Genomic DNA, 18,046 nt, shown 5'->3' on the forward strand with positions numbered 1-18,046 from the left:
CGCACCTTGACTTTGATTTTTTGGGCATGATCTTGTCGGACAACCGCTACACACTTGTCCGGATCATGCCTAGATAAGGCGGCATGGACGCGACCACACTGCTGACGTCACAATCGATCACGGTCTTCGAGTTTCGCTGCGATGCGGGACCAGGCGACACGCCATTTGCCGAGTGCCGCACCGGGCATTCCATCGCCTATGTCCGCTCGGGCAGCTTTGGCTGCCGTTGCCGCGCCGGGTTCTTCGAGCTGGTGGCGGGCTCGATGCTGGTCGGCGCGCCCGGCGAGGAATACACCTGCACGCATGAGCATGTCAGCGGCGATGTCTGCCTGGGGTTCTTCCTCAGCGAGGACATGGTCGATGCCCTCGGCGGGCGGCGCGAGATCTGGCAGGTCGGCGCCACGCCGCCGCTCCCAGAATTGATGGTGCTGGGCGAGCTCGCCCAGACGGCGGCAGATGGCAACAGCGACATCGGCCTCGACGAGGTCGGCCAGATCCTGGCCGGCCGCTTCGTCGACGTGGTCTCGGGCAAGGCGCGCAAGCCGGCCGCACCGAATGCGCGCGACCGCCGCCGCGCTGTCGAGGCCGCCCTGTGGATCGACGACAATTCGCATGAAGAGGTCGATCTCGAACAGGCCGGGAAGCAGGCGGGCCTCAGCCCGTTTCACTTCCTGCGGCTGTTCTCCAGCGTGCTCGGTGTCACCCCGCATCAATATCTGGTGCGCTCGCGGCTGCGGCACGCGGCACGGCTGCTGGCCGATGACGACATCGCGGTCACCGATGTCGCCTATGACGTCGGCTTCGGCGATCTCTCCAACTTCGTCCGCACCTTCCATCGCGCCGCCGGCGTATCGCCGACCAAATTCCGCCAGGCCTCGAAGGGGGAGCGCGGGATCTTCGCCGAACGCCTCGTCCTCAACTGAGACAGGCCGGCCGCCATCACGGGTAATAGTCTGTTGACCAGACGGACGCGTCGCGCTGGGCTTGCGGCATGCCGCGCGCTACTACAACCCAAGAGCGAATGAACGCTCTCTCAGTGCGGCGAGCGGCGGATGAACGGTGCCCCGAATGACGTGATTGCGGCCACAGCGGTCGCGCTTGCCGTCAGCCTCGCCTTCATCGCCGGCTGCGCCGTTTATTATGGCCGCCAGATCACCTCGCGCCGGATTCCGATGCAGTGGGGCGCTGACGGTCAGCCGACCTGGTTTGCGCCGCGCCTGATCGGGCTCTGGTTCAGCTTCGGCGTCACGGCAGTCCTCTCCGCCTTCCTGCTCGTTCTCGCCCTTCATGACCCGCAAAAGCTCACGGCGCTGATCGTCGCAACGGTGGGCGTGATCGGAACGAACATGTGGGTTCAGGTCTATCACCTGAGACGGGTGATCCGATGGCAATCAGAGGCACCGGCGAACTAGCCGGGCGCGAGCGCAAGATTCTCCAAGAGCCTCCCGCCTCTCCCCGACTAGGTTCGTCTCCGGCGCGCGCCATTTGCGGCGCGCTTTGCAAATGGAGACGAAAATGTACGACCACATCGGACTTCGCGTTGCCGACCTCGACGCTGCGACGCGCTTCTACACCGCGGTGCTGGCGCCACTCGGCTACGTCCTGTGCTCCAGCGGCGACGGTTATGCCGGCTTCGGCCCGAAAGGCGAGCCCGCGCTCTGGCTGCATCTCAACAAGGGCCGCAAGGCCGACGGCGCGCACATCGCATTTCGTGCCGGCAATCATGATGCGGTCAAGGCGTTTCACAGTGAAGGCCTGAAGAGTGGCGGCCGCGACAATGGCGGCGCTGGGCCGCGCAAGGATTACAGCCCGACCTATTATGCGGCGTTTCTGATCGACCCTGACGGCAACAATGTCGAGGCGGTTTGCGTGTGAACGTCAGCCGCTCGCGAGATCTCGTAGGGTGGGCAAAGCGGAAGCGTGCCCACCACCTGCTCGTGACAATGGCCCACGGAACGTGGGCACGGCGCTATGCGCCTTTGCCCACCCTACACGACTGCATTTGAGGAGACTCCCATGGCCTCCATCCACAACGACATCCCCCTCCCCGCCCCGGCGCACGCCGTCTGGGATGCGGTGCGCGACTTCGGTGCGCTGCATGAACGGCTGGTGCCGGGCTTCGTCACCGCCTGCACGCTCGACGGCGATGCACGCATCGTCACCTTCGCCAACGGCGCGGTGGCCCGCGAAGTGCTGGTCGATTGCAACGATGCGCGACGGCGTCTCGTCTATGCCATCAGCAACGAGCGGCTCAAGCACTACAGCGCCTCGGTGCAGGTGATTGCCGAGGGCGACGACAAGAGCCGGATGCTCTGGACCATCGACATGCTGCCGAACGATCTCGCGGCTTACGTCGAAGGCCAGACCAGGGAGGCCGTGATGGCCTTGCACAGAGCCTTTCCACCGGTCGCGACCTGATCAGGCTGTGTGAGTTTTTTCACAGAGCTCCGCCCTCGCCGTCCGCAATCATGCCCGCGTGCGTCCGGTTGGCTCCGCTTTCTCGGCGGCGCTCCGCACGCGAGGAGCATGCCATGAGAGGTGCGGACAAGGTGATCTGCCAGGCGGCCGCCGTGCTGCTGCTGTTTTCCGTCGCGAGCTCGCCGGCGAAGGCGCAGTTCCTCGGCGGCGGCGGCGCCGGTGGCGAGGACATGATGACCCAGATGGCCCCGATGCTGGAGATGATGAAGGCGAAGATGGGCAAGCGCCGTTTCGCCATGATGATGCAGACCATGGGCCCGATGATGAGTCGCATGATGGAGAATGGCGGCGGCATGATGGGCGGCGGCTTCGGCGCGCCCAATTACGGCGGCGCAACGCCGATGGGCGGAGGCGGCTATATGCCGACCGGATTCAGTGGCATGGGCGGCGGCGACATCATGGGCATGCTCGGTGGCACCGGCGGCGGCGACATGATGGCGATGATCCCGCAATTGATGCGGCTCGCCAATGTCGGCGGCGGCGGCCATCGCCGCCACAGGCATCGCTAGTCGGGAACAGCCGAGAGAGCCGGCCTGATCGCGCCCTTGCTCGCGCGCGGCTCCCAGCGCGTCAGCAAGACGCTGGAGGACGAGAGCAGGCCGAGCACGACCATCGAGCTCGCAGCCAGCCAGAAAAAACTCTGCGCGGTGGCCTCGTGCGTCGACAGCCACCAGCCGACCGCCGCGATGTAGATCAACCGTGCCGTCTGCGCCAGCACCGGCCCGATCACCTTGGCTGCGCCTTGCGATGAGAAATACATCGTCGTGGCGAGGCCGAAAAACGCGTAGAACGGCCCGACCGTCGAGAGATATTGATGGCTCGCCGCGCGCACGGCCTCGCTGTCGGTGAAGATGTTGATCCAAAGATCGGGAAACAGCGCAACGACGCACGCCGGCGCGCCGACGGCCACGAAGGCGGCAGCACTGGCGATCCACGCGACCCGCCGCGCCCGCGCGACGTTGCCTGCGCCGATCGCCATCCCGACCATCGGCACGCAGGCGATGCCGAACGAGAACGCAATCGAGGTGAGCAGGAATTCGAGCCGCGCGCCGATGCCGTAGCCGGCGAGGATCGCGGTGCCGAACTGGGCCAGCATGTGGGTGAAGATCGAGATCGTCAGCACCGATTGCAGCGGCGAGAAGCAGGCGATGGCGCCGACCTTGAGAATGTCGAAAAACATCGCCCATTGGATCCGCAGGCCGCGCAGCCTCAAGGTGACACGCGCACGACCCGAGAACAGGTACCAGCCCATGATGCCGATGCTCATGCAATAGGCGATCAGCGCGCCGGCCGCGACGCCGCGCATGCCGAACTGCGGCACCGGTCCGATGCCGAGACCGAGCGTGCCGCCGAGCACGATCTGCCATGCCGCGGAGTTGAGGATGAGGAACGACGGCAGCTTCATGTTGCCCGTGCCGCGCAATACGCCGGCCATGGTGTTGAGCAGCCAGGGCAGCACGGCGCCGCCGAAAAACACCTGCGTATAGGCGACCGCATGCATCAGCACATCGCCGCGGCCGCCGAGCATTTCCAGCACTGTCGGCCCGAAGATCAGCATCCCCAGCATGAAGACGAGGCCGAAGCCGATGCCAATCAGCAGCGCATGCATCGCGAGCGTGCCGGCGCGCTCGCGATCGCCGGCGCCGAGCGCGCGCGCAATGGCGGAAGCCACCGCGCCGCCCATGGCGCCGCCCGACATCGTCATGGTCAGGATGATGGCCGGGAACACCAGCGCCATCGCCGCCAGCGCCTCGACGCCGAGCCGTCCGATATAGGAGGTCTCCGCGATCACCGTACAGGTGCCGGCCGACAGCGCGATGACGTTGGGCCAGGCGAGGCCGAGCAGCGTGCGCAGGATCGGCCCGTCCGTCAGCGCGCTTCGCACCGGCTCCGGAGGCGGCGGCAGCGGACGCTCTTGCTCATCGACCGGGATCTCGGCGATGTCGGACATATCCTCTCCGGGCATGAGCGCTCTTCGCGGCGCGGCAATGCGTAGGTGTGACAATCAATTTGTTCGCGCGCAGGCGCGGCGGAGGCTTGTTAGCACGGCGCGGAGCAATTCCTCCTGCGCCAGATGCAGGCGTGCCCTGCGGCAGCGCATTCCGATGGGTGAAGCTATTCGATCGTCCAGACCAGCGGCGGACGACCGCCGGCGGCGGGGCGCAGATGCACCGCGATATGCCGCCCGCAACCCGCAGCCAGGCCTTCGAACAATCCCGCCAGCACCCTGGCGCAAGCGGGATGATAGTCGGCGACGTCATCCATCAGCTTCCAGCTCTGCTGGCGGAGTTCGAACACGTTTTCGGATCGCGTCGTCTCGACAGCGTCGTCCTGCGCTGCAAACAGCGCGCCCAGGAACGAGGCGAACGTGCTCGCGCCGCCGCGGTCCATCGCCAGCGCGGCGGCGACGTCGTCGAAATACTGCATGCCGATCAGCTTGCCGGTGAGGTGCAGCAGGTAGCCGGCGTCTTCCGGGCCGAACAGCTGGACCATCACGGGCGCGGCGGTGCGCACATATTCCATCGCGTAGTTGCGATAGGCCTTCTCCAGGCGCGGTTTCGGCCAGCTTGCCACCGGCAAAGCCGGCGCGGCTTTCGCATCGAACAGCGGCGCTTCGAGGTGGCGTGCGAACACGAGCCGCTGATCGAGCTCGAGCGGATGATCGTATTGATGGTAGTAACCTTCCAGTCCGTCCTGGCCGTCGACACTCTGCTTGGTGCAGACGAAGCCGAGACGGAGGTCACCGAGGGCTGCGCCATTGTTGGCGTGCCAGCCGCGCAGCATCGCGCGGGAGACCTCGCCGGGCACGCCGCAGATCGCCGTGCCCTTCCAGATCCAGCGCGGCGGCGGATAGCGGATCCAGGCCTTGGTATCGCTCTCGTGCATGTACTCGACATGCACGCCGCCGATCCAGTTGGAGAGGTAGTGATATTGCGCAGCCGCCACCGCCGGCGGCAGATGATCGATGCCGAGCTTTTGCAGGCCCGGCAGGAAGCGCTCCTGCTGCTGGCGGCGAAACACGCGGAAGACGAACTCCGCCGCATCGGCCGTGCCGCGCCGCGTGACGACGGTGAGGATGAGCCCGGTGAAGTAGGCGTGGTAGAGGTCGGCGACCGCGCGCCAGCGCTTCCATTGAGCTTCCTGCGCGGGGTCCGATGCGGCGGTCATGTTCACTCCCGATCGTTGTTTTGATCGAGTGTGTCACTGGGCCTTCAGGCAAGCAACATGACGCCCAAGCAGAGCGCCCTGCGTGACCGCCAGCCAATTCCGCATCACGAAGTTTGCGGCGGCGTCTTGGCCGCGCGCTCGCGCTCGACCCGTTCGGTGACGTCGCGCGCCATCGCCACGGATCCGAGCACATTGCCGCCGGAATCGCGCACCAGCGCGAAAGTCATCTCGATGTAGAGCTTGCGTCCGCTCTTGTGTTGCGCGCGGGTCAGCGTCGGCCTGCCCGCAAGCTTCATCGCGCCGCTGGCGAGCGCGGCCTCGAAGCCCTTCCAGTGCGCCGCGCGGAGATGTTCGGGAATGATCAGATCGAGATTCTGGCCGAGCGCTTCCGCGGCGGAGAAGCCGAACAGGGCCGTTGCCGCGCGGTTCCACCGCATGATCGTGCCGTCGCGATCCGAATAGATCAGCGCATCCGCGACGTCTTCGGCGATCTTGGCGTCGAGCTCGGATTGATTGCTCATGTCGGCACCTCGTAGCCTGATTTCGCCTCGTATCCTGACACACCGGTGTCATCGCCCGACTTGATGGGGTGATCCAGTATTCCAGAGGCGATCATCGTCGAACCGACAGGCCGCGGCATACTGGATGCCCCGGTCAAGCCGGGGCATGACAGTAGAGCGCGGAGCTACACCCGGAAATGCTTCGATAGTTTGAGGCCCTGAGCCTGGTAGTTGGAACCGATGCGCTGGCCGTACATCGCGTCTGGACGCGCCAGCATCCTCTCGTAGACCAGGCGGCCGACGATCTGGCCATGCTCCAGGATGAACGGCACTTCGCGCGAGCGCACCTCCAGCACGGCTCGCGATCCGAGCCCGCCGGCACCGGCATAGCCGAAGCCGGGATCGAAGAATCCGGCATAGTGCACGCGGAATTCGCCGACCAGCGGATCGAACGGCACCATCTCCGCGGCGTAGTCGGGCGGCACCTGCACGGCTTCCTTCGAGGCCAGGATGTAGAACTCGCCGGGATCGAGGATCAGGCTGCCGTCGGGACGTGCCGAGATCGGCTCCCAGAAATCCTCGACCGCGTAGCCGGAGCGACGATCGACGTCGACGACGCCGGTGTGGCGCTTGGCGCGATAACCGACGAAGCCGCTGCCTTTCTCGCCGGACAGATCGACGGAGACGGCGACGCCGCCGGAGAGATCGGCATCGTCGATGTCGACGAGGCGCTCGGCGGCATGCAGGCCATCGAGCTCGTCGGCATTGAGGATGGCGTCACCGGTGCGGAAGCGCACCTGGCTGAGGCGCGAGCCCTCGCTGACCAGCACCGGAAACGTCTTCGGGCTGATCTCGGCATAGAGCGGGCCGTGATAGCCGGCGCCGATCATGTCGAAGCGGCGGGTGCCGTCGGCGATGACGCGGGTGAAGACGTCGAGCCGGCCGGTGGAGCTTTTCGGGTTCGCGGCCGCGACGATCTCCGGCGGCAGCGCGAGGCTTTCCAGGAGCGGCACGATGTAGACGCAATTGGTCTCCAGCACCGCGCCGTCGGCGAGGCTGAACTCGTGCAGCTTCAATTCGTCGATGCGCTCGGCCACCGTGGCGCCGGGACCCGGCAGGAAGCTGGCGCGGACGCGGTAGGCGATGTCGCCGAGGCGCAGGTCGAGGCTCGCCGGCTGGATCTGGCTCTCGACGAAGTCGTAGGCGGGCAGGATGAGGCCCGCGTCCGCCATCGCCGCGATCATGCGGTCGGGCAGGATACCATTGGCGTCGGGCGCGACCGTAAACGTCAACCGGGGATCCTCATCAGGGGTCAAATGCATCCGGACATGCGGGAAATACAAGCCTTTTACGGCTATCCGATGGACGCCTTGACGGAAAGGGCATTGCGGAATATGAGCATCACTTATCCCGTGGTGATTTGAGCCGGCCGGCTTGCAGCCACGTTAAATAAGTCGCTAAACAGGCCGGGGACCTCTGTGATCCCGGCCCGTGGAGATATCCAGGCCGGTTTTTTTGTGACCGTTTTCGACGAAGCGGTCACGTCGGAGGGTCCTATGTCGAAGTCGCCTGCTGCTTACCGTCCCGAAACCCGCCTGGTCCATTCCGGCACCCTGCGCTCGCAATATGGGGAGACGTCGGAGTCGCTGTTCCTGACGCAAGGCTACGTCTACAACAGCGCCGAGGAATGCGAGGCGCGGTTCAAGGGCGAGGATCCGGGCTTCATCTATTCGCGCTATTCCAATCCCACCATCGCGATGTTCGAGCGCCGCATGATCGAGCTCGAGGGCGCCGAAGCCGCCCGCTCGGCGGCAACTGGCATGGCCGCGGTGACGACCGCGATCCTGGCGCCGCTCAAGGCCGGCGATCATGTCGTGGCTTCCCGCGCGCTGTTCGGCTCCTGCCTCTATGTCATTCAGGACCTGCTGCCGCGCTACGGCATCGAGACCACGCTGGTCGACGGCCTCGATCTCGACCAGTGGCAGCGCGCGGTGCGGCCGAATACCAAGACGTTCTTCCTGGAGAGCCCGACCAACCCGACGCTCGACGTGCTCGACATTCCCGGCATCGCCGAGATCGCGCACAAGGGCGGCGCGCGGCTCGTCGTCGACAACGTGTTCGCAACCCCGATCTGGCAGAGCCCGCTCGCGCTGGGCGCCGACGTCGTGGTCTATTCCGCGACCAAGCATATCGACGGCCAGGGCCGCTGCCTCGGCGGCATCATCCTGTCCTCCGAAGCCTTCATCGCCGAGCACATCCACAATTTCATGCGCCAGACCGGCCCGTCGATCTCGCCGTTCAACGCCTGGGTTCTGCTCAAGGGCCTGGAGACGCTCAGCGTGCGCGTGCGCGCGCAGACCGATACCGCGGCGCGCATCGCCGAGGTGCTGGCGAGCCATCCGAAGATCGCACGGCTGGTCTATCCCGGCCGCGCCGATCATCCGCAAGCGGCGCTGGTGAAAAAGCAGATGCGCGGCGGCTCGACGCTGGTCGGCTTCGAGGTCAAGGGCGGCAAAGCGGCTGCGTTCCGCGTGCTCAACGAGCTCAAGCTCGCGCGAATCTCGAACAATCTCGGGGACGCCAAGAGCCTGGTCACGCATCCGGCGACCACGACGCATCAGCGCCTGAAGCCGGAAGACCGCGCCGCCCTCGGCATCGGCGAAGGCTTCATCCGCTTCTCCGCAGGGCTTGAGCATGCAGACGATCTGATCGAGGATCTGACCGCCGCGCTGGAGAAGGCGTAAGGGCTTCGTAGGGTGGGTTAGCGCAGCGTAACCCACCTTACAGCACCGCCTCACATCGGCCGATACGTCCGCACGTCCGCCGGCACGTTCACCCCCAGCTTGATCTGGCCGACGGAGCGGATGATGTCGTCGGCGAGCAATTGGGCGAAGCAGGCATAGCCCCAATCGTTCATGTGCAGCCCGTCGGCAATGACAAAGCTCTCGACCGGGATCGACTGGTTCTCGTGCCAATCCCGCATCACCTCGAAACGGGGGAAGATGCCGACCTTGCGGAGCTCGGCGACATTGCCGAGCAGCTTGATCATCTTGCCGGCGCTCTCCTTGCGCTGGTTGACGGCCGGCGAATATTGCGGATCGACCAGCACGATGTCGGTGCCACCGGCGGCCTGAATGCGGCTGATGCCGTCCTCGACCAGCTTGGCGGTCTCGCCGGGATCGAGATTGCGCAGTACGGCGTTGGTGCCGACCTGCCAGATCACGAGATCCGGATGAGTATCGATCACCTGCGTCTGCAGGCGCTTCATCATCTCGGGGGCGTCCTCGCCGCCGACGCCGGCATTGACGACGGTGATGTCGGCGCTCGGATAGTGCCGGCGCAGCTGCGCGGCAAGACGGTTCGGATAGTTGAACTCCGGCGAACTCGCCCCGAATCCCTGCGTCGAGGACGAGCCGAATGCGACGATGACCACGGGCTGGCCCGCGGCGAGCTTGCCTGCGACATGCGGCAGCGTGCCCATCGCCTTCGCACCGCCCTTCGGCGGCAGGCAGGGTACGCGGCTGAAAATGTCGGCGGCGGACTTGGCGACCTGCTTGACCTTGTCGACGGCGCGCGAGGTGACGCCGCGCTGCTCGGGCGAGGTCGCGGCGACAGTGGTCTGCGAGGGGGAAGCGGGAGCAGGATCAGCCGTCTGCGGCGCGGTGGATGTCGCCTGCGCGGTTTGCGTCTGCGCATGCGAGTGCGAGGCCGGCGCCAGCAACAACAGCATCGCGGCTACAGGCGCGGCCAACCATGTCGTCAGGCAAAAAGGGCGGAGAGAACTCATTAACGCTAGACCTCAATTTTGCTGCTGGGCCGGCTCCAGATGGGCAGCGTCAATCACGAACTGTGCCAACGCCCGGCCGAGGCAATCATGGACCTGTTTCGCCAGCTCGGGCCCGCGGGACGGGCTGAACAGGTCGAACTGACCCTGATCATTCCACTGCCGCATGATCGCGAAACGATCGAACAGGGGAATATCGTGCTCCTGCGCCACCACGCGCATATTATCGAGAAACGGTTGCGCCGAGATCATCGTTTCGGTGCGCGGGCTGTACTGCAAATTCATCAAGACGACGTCGGCCCCTGCCTTTTGCAACGCAACAACTCCATCGGTCACGGCGCTGCGAAATTCGTCGGGATCGATGGATCGGATGGCATCCACGGTCCCGGTCTGCCAGATGACCAAAGTAGGCGTTTTTGCTTCCAACAGCTTAACGAAGGTGGAGGCGGCCTCCTCCGCGGTTCTCTTGCTCTGTATTTCTACGGAGACGTGCACCACCTCGGACGGCGGCAGCTTCTCCTTGAGCATCGCCTCCATGCGCGCCGGATAGGAGCTGCCCTCCGAAGACGGAATCGTGGTCGAGCGGCTGCCGATGACGAGGATGTCGAGCGGTTTGCCGGCCTTGATGGCATCGGCGACCTTGGGAAGCCGGCTTTCGCTGGTAAGTAGATAAGACGGCAATTCGCATGCCGCGGGCGCGGCAGACGCAGCGTCCCCCGCGCGCGCCACAGGCGCGGCGAGGCTACCGCATAGCAGGATCAGGCTCAGGAGAACCTTCGCCTTCATCAGCCCCCTCCCGCCAGATCGGCATTGCCGACGGCGTTCTTGGTTTTCGCACCGCTCTTGTCAGCCACCCGCTTGTACCACGAAATCACCCACGCCACGCCCCACATGATCAGGACCCCGGAGAGACTAATCAACGCATGCATGGCCGCGCCGCCGGAGACTTCGGCGAGGATGAAATGGCCCGCAAAGGCCAGGAAGACGCCGAGACAGAAGATCTCGAGCGAATGCTGGCCACATAGAATCAATGGTCGCAGCCAACGCGATTTCAAGCCCGGCCAATCCCGGGGCAGGAAGCGCACGGTAAGCGCGGCCAGCGCCAGGAAGTGCGTGAAGCGCAGCACGTCGAGATCGGTCTTGTTGATCGGATACATCCATTGCTCGATCCGCTTCGGCATGAACTGGGAGAGCTGCGGCACGTACCAGGTCAGCGTCACGTAGAACGCCGCGACGAGATAGGCGATCGCCATCCACATCGTGACGCGTGACGACAGGATACGGGACATGCGCCGCGCACCTCCGAGCGCACACCATGCACCGAACACGAACAGCAATTGCCAGGCGAAAGGATTGAAGGCCCAGAAGCCGTTCGGATAGGCCGAAAGATAAAGATCGTACTCCCAGGTCACCGCGTAGAGTACGACCGAGAGGCCGAGGGTGACGTCGGGTCGCCACTTCATCGACCACAGGATCAAGGGCAGCGCCATCATCAGCACGATGTAGAGCGGCAGCACGTCCATGTTGACGGGACGGAAGCGCAGGAGCAGCGCCTGCACGATGGTGACGTCCGGATGCTTGAGGAAGTCCATGATACCCATCTCTTCGGTGTAGAGCGGGTTCTCGAACCTGGTCGCGACATAGGAGATTTCGGCGAGGAAGATCGTGAACAGGAAGACGTGGGCGACATAGATCTGCCAGACCCGGCGCAGGATGCGCGCGGTGGCGATGAGGACGCCGCTCTCCAGCATCGCCCTTCCGTAGACGAAGGCCGCGGTGTAGCCGGAGATGAAGATGAAGATCTCGGTGGCGTCGCTGAAGCCGTAGTTGCGGATCGTGAACCACGTCAACAGGCTGGCCGGCAGATGGTCGATGAAGATCAGCCACAGCGCCAGCCCGCGGAACAGGTCGAGCCGGAGCTCCCGCTCGCCGATGGCGGGCAGCGTGATCGCCGGCGCCCTCACGCGCGGCCTGGTCCCCGCGGGCTTGGCCCCCGCGGTTCCCGCGATCGTCTGTCCCGTCACTTGGTCGGCAATGGTCATCGGGGGTCAGAAACCCTTCCGCAAATCGCGACTGTCAAGGAGTGTACCGGTCCGGTCGTCATCTCGCAAAGCGGCCGGATCAGAAGGGGGTGCTTGCCTTGGAATGTTTTCCGAGGGTGTCATTTCCTCTGAATTCTGGCGGGACGATGTCGCCAGGCGGCCCGCAGCGTTTGGTTCCGGAGCGGGATTTCGGTATGGTAGCAGCCATGTACCGCGCCGTGACCCGCCAGATTGAAGTGACCGTCGAGCCGAACTTTGTTCCGGAGCAGTCGTCGGCCGACCGTTCGCGCTACTTCTGGTCCTACACCATCGTCATCACCAATTCCGGCGAGGAGACCGTGCAGCTCAAGACGCGGCACTGGATCATCACCGACGCCTCCGGCCGCCAGCAGGAGGTGAAGGGCGAGGGCGTGGTCGGCGAGCAGCCGATCCTGGGCCCCGGCGAGCGCTTCGAATACACCTCGGGCGTGCCGCTCTCGACCGCCTCCGGCTTCATGACCGGCCGCTACCAGATGGTCACCGAAAGCGGCGAGCGCTTCGAGATCGACGTTCCCGCATTTTCGCTGGACAGCCCGGACAGCAAGCGGGTGCTGAATTAGGGCGGTGCCGGTTTTGCAGGTGCCGTAGGGTAGGCAAAGGCGCGAAGCACCGTGCCCACGTATCTTTAGCGACCGAGAGAGATCGTGGGCACGGCGCAAGAGCGCCTTTGCCCACCCTACGACGTCGAGTTTGTGACAGGCACCTCGACTCACAGACACGCCTTCGCAGCCTCGCGGCTGAATTTGCCCGAGCTTTGCTTCATCTCTCACCCTCTTGTCCAAGAGGGCACAGGGAAGGCCGGGTGCCGACAGGCACCCGCGGTCCGCTGCGCGACATGCACGCGCAAAAAGAACCGCACAGCAGCATACAGGTGGTGCCGATCACTCGGCCTTCCCTGCGCGATGGTCGGACGGCTTATGCCGTGCTCTCCCGGGAGCCGAACTTTCCTCTGGCCTCCCTCGCCCCGCGAATTGGATGATGCAGTCTGCCCGGTTGGGCTCGCTCGCACCTCCGAAGGGCTTGACCGTGGCAACGACGGCCAGGACCACACGGTTTTGCCGTACGCACGGCCCGCCATGTCGCCGCAGTATTCCCAGCCCTGTCGACGGAGCTGAGAACTTACAGGCGAGACGAAGCCTGGCAGCGCCGTCGTCCGCACGCGGTTACGGGCTCACAGGGACTACCCGCCCTGCCCGCACCTCTCGTGCCGACGCTGCCGCGTCCACCGCAGACCCGGCTCGCGAAAATGACGACCTCATGATCGCCCCTCTTGAGTGAGCCGGGATGCACGACACATACGCCGAAACCGAATTTCGGTAAAGTGGAATATTTTCGCGCGAGTGGATTGACAGAGGCCGACACAGGCGAGGTGTCCACCCATCTTTCACGATTTCAGGGACGTGGGCCCGCTTCCGCCTTCGCTCTTCGAGCTACGGCGGACAAGTCGCTTTGCCCACCCTACGCGAGCTCGCTACGCGTCTTCGACACCCGCTTCATCCGGCGTGAAATCGTACACCGAGCTGCAGAACTCGCAGGTGACGACGACCTTGTCGTCCTTGACCATCGCGGCGCGATCGTCGGGCGAGAAGCTCTTGAGCATCGAGGCGACGGCATTGCGCGAGCACGAGCACTGCGCCTTGAGGACCTGTGGCTTGAACACGCGCACGCCGCGCTCGTGGAACAGGCGGAACAGCAGGCGTTCGCCGGAGAGCTCGGGATCGATCAGCTCGACGTCTTCGACCGTCTCGATCAGCGAGCGCGCTTCGACCCACGCGTCGTCTTCAGTGACGCTGTGCACCTCGACGCCATCCGGGGCGTCGCCGGGATGCAGATCGGCCTGCCGAGCGCGCTCCGGCGCCTTCGGCAGAAACTGCATCAGCATGCCGCCGGCGCGCCAGCGATGCTTGCCGCCGTCGCTTGAGCGCCACTCCTCGCCGACCGCGAGGCGCACGCGCGTCGGGATCTGCTCGGAGCGCAGGAAATATTCGTGGGCGGCGTCCTCCAGGCTGCCGCCATCGAGCGCGACGAGGCCCTGGTAGCGGCTCATGTCGGGCCCCTGGTCGATGGTCATGGCGAGATGACCGCGGCCGAGCAGCGCGCCGGAATTCATGCCAGATTCCCTGGCCTCGCCGAGACGCGCGGCGTCAAAGCGCGCATAGGCGCGCAGGCGATCCGGCGCCATGTAGTCGACGACCAGGAACGACACCGGGCCGTCGGTCTGGGCCTGCAGAATGAAGCGGCCGTCGAATTTCAGCGCCGTGCCGAGCAGCGTCGTCAGCACGATAGCCTCGCCGAGCAGCTTGCCGACCGGCGCGGGATAGTCGTGCTTGGTCAGGATCTCGTCGAGCGCCGGGCCAAGCCGCACCAGGCGACCGCGCACGTCGAGCGCATCGACCTCGTAGGGCAGCACGGCGTCATCGATCGAAACCGCCGATGGTGCGCGGACCGGGCCTTCGGGCCCGGCTTTCATGTCAGGAGATTGGGAAACCATGGCGGTCTATCTGGGGTCGGAGGTCGGGAAATGGAAGGGGGCGCGGGACGGCGTGTTCCGGATGCGAGTGGGTTGCACATCGCTACAGCAAACTCGGTGTCGTCCCGGACAAGCGAGCGCTGATCCGGGATCCATACCCACAGGGTCAGGTGTGGCGCGAGCTGGCAACCGCGAGTCCTCGCCAAATCACGTCCTGTGGCTATGGGTCCCGGATCGTCGCGCGCTTTTGGCGCGCTTGTCCGGGACGACGGCGGAGGGTGGCGCGGTCGCCCTCGCCACGGATTACTTCACCGCATCAAAGCACCAGGCCAAAATCCCCTTCTGCGCGTGCAGGCGGTTTTCGGCCTCGTCGAACACGACCGATTGCGGGCCGTCGATCACTTCATCGGTGACCTCCTCGCCGCGATGGGCGGGCAGGCAGTGCATGAACAGCGCGTCGGGCTTGGCCAGCGACATCAGCTTGCCGTTGACCTGGTAGGGCTTGAGCACGTTGTGGCGGTGCTCGCCCTCCTTGTCGCCCATCGACACCCAGGTGTCGGTGACGACGCAATCGGCGCCGCGCACGGCGGCTTCCGGATCGGTGCCGAGCACGATCGGCGCGCCGGTCGTCTTGATGAAGTCGCGCATCGCCTTTTTCGGCGCGAGCTCGGGCGGCGTTGCGACGTTGAGCTGGAACTTGAAGCGCTCGGCGGCGTGGGCCCAGGAGGCCAGCACGTTGTTGTCGTCGCCGGTCCAGGCGACCGTCTTGCCCTCGATCGGGCCGCGATGCTCCTCATAGGTCATGAGGTCGGCCATCACCTGGCAGGGATGCGAGCGCCGCGTCAGGCCGTTGATGACGGGCACGGTGGCGTTGGCCGCAAGCTCCAGCAGCGCCTCGTGATTGAGGATGCGGATCATGATGGCGTCGACGTAGCGCGACAGCACGCGCGCGGTGTCGGCGATGGTCTCGCCGCGCCCGAGCTGCATCTCGGCGCCGGTGAGCATGATGGGCTCGCCGCCGAGCTGGCGCATGGCGACGTCGAACGACACCCGCGTCCGCGTCGAGGGACGCTCGAAGATCATCGCCAGCGTCTTGCCTTCGAGCGGCTTGACCGGCTGCTGCGCCTTCTGCTTCGCCTTCATGGCGGAGGATGCGGCGAGCATGCGCTTGAGCTCCGAGAGCGGGAGCTCGTTGATGTCGAGGAAATGTTTCGGCGACTTGCTCATCAGCTTGCCGCCCGCTTGGTCTGGCTGGACGAGATCGCAGCGCAGGCGCGCTCGAGCCTGACGACGCTGTCCTCGATCTCGGCTTCAGTGACGATCAGAGGCGGCAGGAAGCGCACGACATTGTCGCCCGCGCCGACGGTGAGCAGCTTTTCACCACGCAAGGCAGCCACGAGATCGCCCGACGGCACCACCGCCTTGATGCCGACCAGGAGGCCCTCGCCGCGCACTTCGCTGACGACATCGGGGTGACGGTCGATCACGGAGGCGAGCTTCTGCTTGAGCAGCAGCGACATTTTCTGCACGTGGTCGAAGAAGCCGGGCTCGAGCATGACGTCGAGCACGGCGTTGGCCGCCGAGATCGCCAGCGGATTGCCACCGAAGGTCGAGCCGTGCGAACCGGGTCCCATGCCGGAAGCCGCTTCCGCCGTCGCCAGCACCGCGCCGATCGGGAAGCCGCCGCCGAGCGCCTTGGCCAGCGACATCACGTCGGGTGTAACGCCGGTGCGGCGATAGGCGAAGAGATCCCCAGTGCGGCCCATGCCGGTCTGCACCTCGTCGAAGGCGAGCAGCAGGCCCTTGTCGTCGCAGAGCTGGCGCAGCGCCTTGAGGAAGGCAGGCGTCGCCGCGCGCACGCCGCCCTCGCCCTGGATCGGCTCGATCAGGATGCCGGCGGTGTCGGGCCCGATCGCCTTCTTGACGGCGTCGAGGTCACCATGCGGGACCTGGTCGAAACCATCCATCGGCGGGCCGAAACCTTCGAGATATTTCGCAGAGCCGGTCGCTGCGAGGGTCGCCAGGGTGCGGCCATGGAAGGCGCCTTCGAAGGTGATGATGCGGTAGCGCTCGGGATGGCCCTTGGAGAAGTGATGATGGCGGACCAGCTTGATCACGCCCTCCAGCGCTTCGGCGCCGGAATTGCAGAAGAACACGAAGTCCGCGAAGCTCTCGTTGCACAGGCGCACGGCGAGCTTCTCGCCGTCCGGGCTCTGGAACAAGTTCGACATGTGCCACAGCTTCGTCGCCTGCTCCTGCAGCGCCTTGGTTAGATGCGGGTGGCAATGGCCGAGCGCATTCACGGCGACGCCCGAGGTGAAATCGAGATAGCGCTCGCCATTGGTCGCGATCAGCCAGCAGCCTTCGCCGCGTTCGAAACCGAGGTCGGCCCTGGCGAAAACGGGGAGCAAATGCGGCGCTGCGCTGTTAGTCATGACGGCCACTTGAATGTTGCGGACGGTGTGACGCGCGCATTGGGCAACGCACCATCGACCGGCCCGGAAAACGAAACGTGCCGCCTTTTAAGGGCGGCACGCGCAACTATCTTATGCCTGGCAAGACGGGTGTCAATGCCGCTGGGAAAGCCTCGGGAAACGCTGAATCCGTAGTCTTGCGGTGCCGGTTTCGCGGGTTTTCACCACGGAACATGTGGAAGCGAGTCGGCGGACTCTTGCGCGGGAGTCACGCCATATTGTAGCGTTTGGATTGTCAGATACGACATCTCGTGCAGCGGTTCTGATCCCAAGAGTCCTCATGTACCGGCGTAAACGTTCGGGCGTCAGTGGCGCGCCCGGCGAGCCTTAAGGGATTCTGACGACACGGGTTTTTGAAGGCTTAGGCATTCGCTGCAAGGCCCCAGGATGGTTGGCCGGCAGCGAGGGAAAGGGTGCAATGACGGTTTTGACCTGGTCCGATGATCGCGTCGAGCAGCTGAAAAAGCTCTGGGAGGCCGGACTTTCGGCCAGCCAGATCGCAGCAGAGCTCGGCAATGTGACCCGCAATGCCGTGATCGGCAAAGTGCACAGGCTCGGTCTGTCCGGCCGTGCCAAAAGCCCTTCATCGGCAGCACCCCGGCCGCGCAAGGCGCGTCCCGCGCAGCACATGATGCGGGTGACCCGCCCCATTGCGCGCGGCAACACCGCGCTGGCGCAGGCCTTCGAGGTCGAAGTGGAGGCCGAACCGGTCACCTACGACAACGTGGTGCCGATGAGCCAGCGGCTGTCGCTGCTGGAGCTGAACGAGGCGACCTGCCACTGGCCGGTCGGCGATCCCTCGAGCCCGGATTTCTTCTTCTGCGGCGGCAAGGCGCTCTCCGGCCTGCCCTATTGCGCCCAGCACTCGCGCGTGGCGTATCAGCCCGCAGCGGACCGCCGTCGTGCACCGGCCAAGCCGAGCACGCGGTAAGTTAGCTGATTTGCTGACTGCAACGACGGCTGCCGTAGCGCGACGGCGCCTCAACCAACTCGGTGTCGTCCCCGCGAACGCGGGGAGCCATAACCACAGGGCGCAGATGTTGCGCTAGACGGTCACTCCGAGTCTTCGCCAAACCACGCCCTGTGGTTAT

At 65.2% G+C, this 18,046-nt stretch carries 18 protein-coding genes and 1 riboswitch; of the genes, 8 read left to right on the forward strand and 10 right to left on the reverse strand.

Features of this window, described 5'->3' with window-relative positions; all coding sequences use genetic code 11:
• Positions 1-83 precede the first annotated feature (83 nt).
• From ACFDR6_RS03955 to ACFDR6_RS03975, 5 genes are all read left to right on the forward strand, one after another.
• Complete coding sequence (locus ACFDR6_RS03955) at positions 84-923, forward strand: helix-turn-helix transcriptional regulator (RefSeq protein WP_375857470.1); 840 nt, start codon at positions 84-86, stop codon at positions 921-923.
• A 129-nt stretch (positions 924-1,052) separates the two neighbouring features.
• Entirely contained in the window at positions 1,053-1,412 is a 360-nt protein-coding gene (locus tag ACFDR6_RS03960; protein WP_375857472.1) for an SdpI family protein, read from the forward strand.
• Positions 1,413-1,515: 103 nt separating this feature from the next.
• Complete coding sequence (locus ACFDR6_RS03965; protein WP_026202432.1) at positions 1,516-1,875, forward strand: VOC family protein; 360 nt, start codon at positions 1,516-1,518, stop codon at positions 1,873-1,875.
• Between the two features lie 141 nt (positions 1,876-2,016).
• On the forward strand, positions 2,017-2,418 hold the full coding sequence (locus ACFDR6_RS03970) for an SRPBCC family protein (RefSeq protein WP_375857473.1): 402 nt from the start codon (positions 2,017-2,019) through the stop codon (positions 2,416-2,418).
• Positions 2,419-2,531: 113 nt separating this feature from the next.
• Positions 2,532-2,987 (forward strand): hypothetical protein, encoded by a 456-nt coding sequence (locus ACFDR6_RS03975; protein ID WP_317241456.1) that lies wholly within the window; start codon positions 2,532-2,534, stop codon positions 2,985-2,987.
• On the opposite strand, the gene ACFDR6_RS03980 is transcribed toward ACFDR6_RS03975, so the two are convergent.
• The 4 genes from ACFDR6_RS03980 to ACFDR6_RS03995 all read right to left on the reverse strand — a co-directional run bounded on the left by ACFDR6_RS03980 (position 2,984) and on the right by ACFDR6_RS03995 (position 7,468).
• Positions 2,984-4,429: an MATE family efflux transporter gene (locus ACFDR6_RS03980; protein ID WP_375857475.1), complete on the reverse strand. Its 1,446-nt coding sequence runs from the start codon at positions 4,427-4,429 to the stop codon at positions 2,984-2,986. The genes ACFDR6_RS03975 and ACFDR6_RS03980 overlap by 4 nt on opposite strands.
• 164 nt (positions 4,430-4,593) lie before the next feature.
• Entirely contained in the window at positions 4,594-5,646 is a 1,053-nt protein-coding gene (locus ACFDR6_RS03985; RefSeq protein WP_375857476.1) for a hypothetical protein, read from the reverse strand.
• A 104-nt stretch (positions 5,647-5,750) separates the two neighbouring features.
• Positions 5,751-6,167 carry a PAS domain S-box protein gene (locus tag ACFDR6_RS03990; protein ID WP_375857477.1) on the reverse strand — a complete coding sequence of 139 codons (417 nt, stop codon included), beginning with the start codon at positions 6,165-6,167 and terminating at the stop codon, positions 5,751-5,753.
• A 164-nt stretch (positions 6,168-6,331) separates the two neighbouring features.
• Entirely contained in the window at positions 6,332-7,468 is a 1,137-nt protein-coding gene (locus ACFDR6_RS03995; protein WP_375848060.1) for a 2'-deoxycytidine 5'-triphosphate deaminase, read from the reverse strand.
• Positions 7,469-7,548: 80 nt separating this feature from the next.
• A riboswitch (SAM riboswitch) is annotated at positions 7,549-7,628 on the forward strand.
• Between the two features lie 74 nt (positions 7,629-7,702).
• On the opposite strand from ACFDR6_RS03995, the gene ACFDR6_RS04000 reads away from it, so the two are divergent.
• Positions 7,703-8,890 carry an O-succinylhomoserine sulfhydrylase gene (locus tag ACFDR6_RS04000; RefSeq protein ID WP_375857478.1) on the forward strand — a complete coding sequence of 396 codons (1,188 nt, stop codon included), beginning with the start codon at positions 7,703-7,705 and terminating at the stop codon, positions 8,888-8,890.
• 50 nt (positions 8,891-8,940) lie between these two features.
• Here ACFDR6_RS04000 and ACFDR6_RS04005 read toward each other — a convergent pair whose 3' ends face one another.
• From ACFDR6_RS04005 to ACFDR6_RS04015, 3 genes are read right to left on the reverse strand one after another with little or no spacing between them, the layout of a single operon-like run.
• Positions 8,941-9,933, reverse strand: coding sequence for an SGNH/GDSL hydrolase family protein (locus ACFDR6_RS04005; RefSeq protein WP_375857479.1), 993 nt, complete (start codon positions 9,931-9,933; stop codon positions 8,941-8,943).
• A gap of 12 nt (positions 9,934-9,945) precedes the next feature.
• Entirely contained in the window at positions 9,946-10,716 is a 771-nt protein-coding gene (locus tag ACFDR6_RS04010) for an SGNH/GDSL hydrolase family protein (protein ID WP_212084111.1), read from the reverse strand.
• Positions 10,716-11,972, reverse strand: a complete 1,257-nt coding sequence (locus ACFDR6_RS04015; RefSeq protein ID WP_375857480.1) for an OpgC domain-containing protein — start codon at positions 11,970-11,972, stop codon at positions 10,716-10,718. The genes ACFDR6_RS04010 and ACFDR6_RS04015 overlap by 1 nt, the downstream gene beginning before the upstream one ends.
• 206 nt (positions 11,973-12,178) lie before the next feature.
• Between ACFDR6_RS04015 and apaG the strand changes: the two genes are divergently transcribed.
• A complete protein-coding gene (apaG, locus tag ACFDR6_RS04020) occupies positions 12,179-12,571 on the forward strand; it encodes a Co2+/Mg2+ efflux facilitator ApaG/CorD (RefSeq protein ID WP_212084606.1) in 393 nt (130 codons plus the stop codon).
• Between the two features lie 911 nt (positions 12,572-13,482).
• On the opposite strand, the gene ACFDR6_RS04025 is transcribed toward apaG, so the two are convergent.
• The 3 genes from ACFDR6_RS04025 to ACFDR6_RS04035 form a co-directional block, all read right to left on the reverse strand.
• Positions 13,483-14,502 (reverse strand): Hsp33 family molecular chaperone, encoded by a 1,020-nt coding sequence (locus ACFDR6_RS04025; protein WP_212084107.1) that lies wholly within the window; start codon positions 14,500-14,502, stop codon positions 13,483-13,485.
• A 282-nt stretch (positions 14,503-14,784) separates the two neighbouring features.
• The gene (argF, locus tag ACFDR6_RS04030; RefSeq protein WP_212084105.1) at positions 14,785-15,708 is read right to left on the reverse strand and encodes an ornithine carbamoyltransferase; all 924 of its coding nucleotides are present in this window, start codon (positions 15,706-15,708) and stop codon (positions 14,785-14,787) included.
• Positions 15,708-16,916, reverse strand: coding sequence for an aspartate aminotransferase family protein (locus ACFDR6_RS04035; protein WP_212084103.1), 1,209 nt, complete (start codon positions 16,914-16,916; stop codon positions 15,708-15,710). Before ACFDR6_RS04035 ends, argF begins: the two co-directional genes overlap by 1 nt.
• A 457-nt stretch (positions 16,917-17,373) precedes the next feature.
• Here ACFDR6_RS04035 and ACFDR6_RS04040 point away from each other — a divergent pair, with 457 nt between their 5' ends.
• On the forward strand, positions 17,374-17,886 hold the full coding sequence (locus ACFDR6_RS04040; RefSeq protein ID WP_212084101.1) for a GcrA family cell cycle regulator: 513 nt from the start codon (positions 17,374-17,376) through the stop codon (positions 17,884-17,886).
• Positions 17,887-18,046 lie beyond the last annotated feature (160 nt).

Origin of the sequence: Bradyrhizobium tunisiense (assembly GCF_042263385.1) — a bacterium.
Lineage (GTDB): Bacteria > Pseudomonadota > Alphaproteobacteria > Rhizobiales > Xanthobacteraceae > Bradyrhizobium > Bradyrhizobium tunisiense.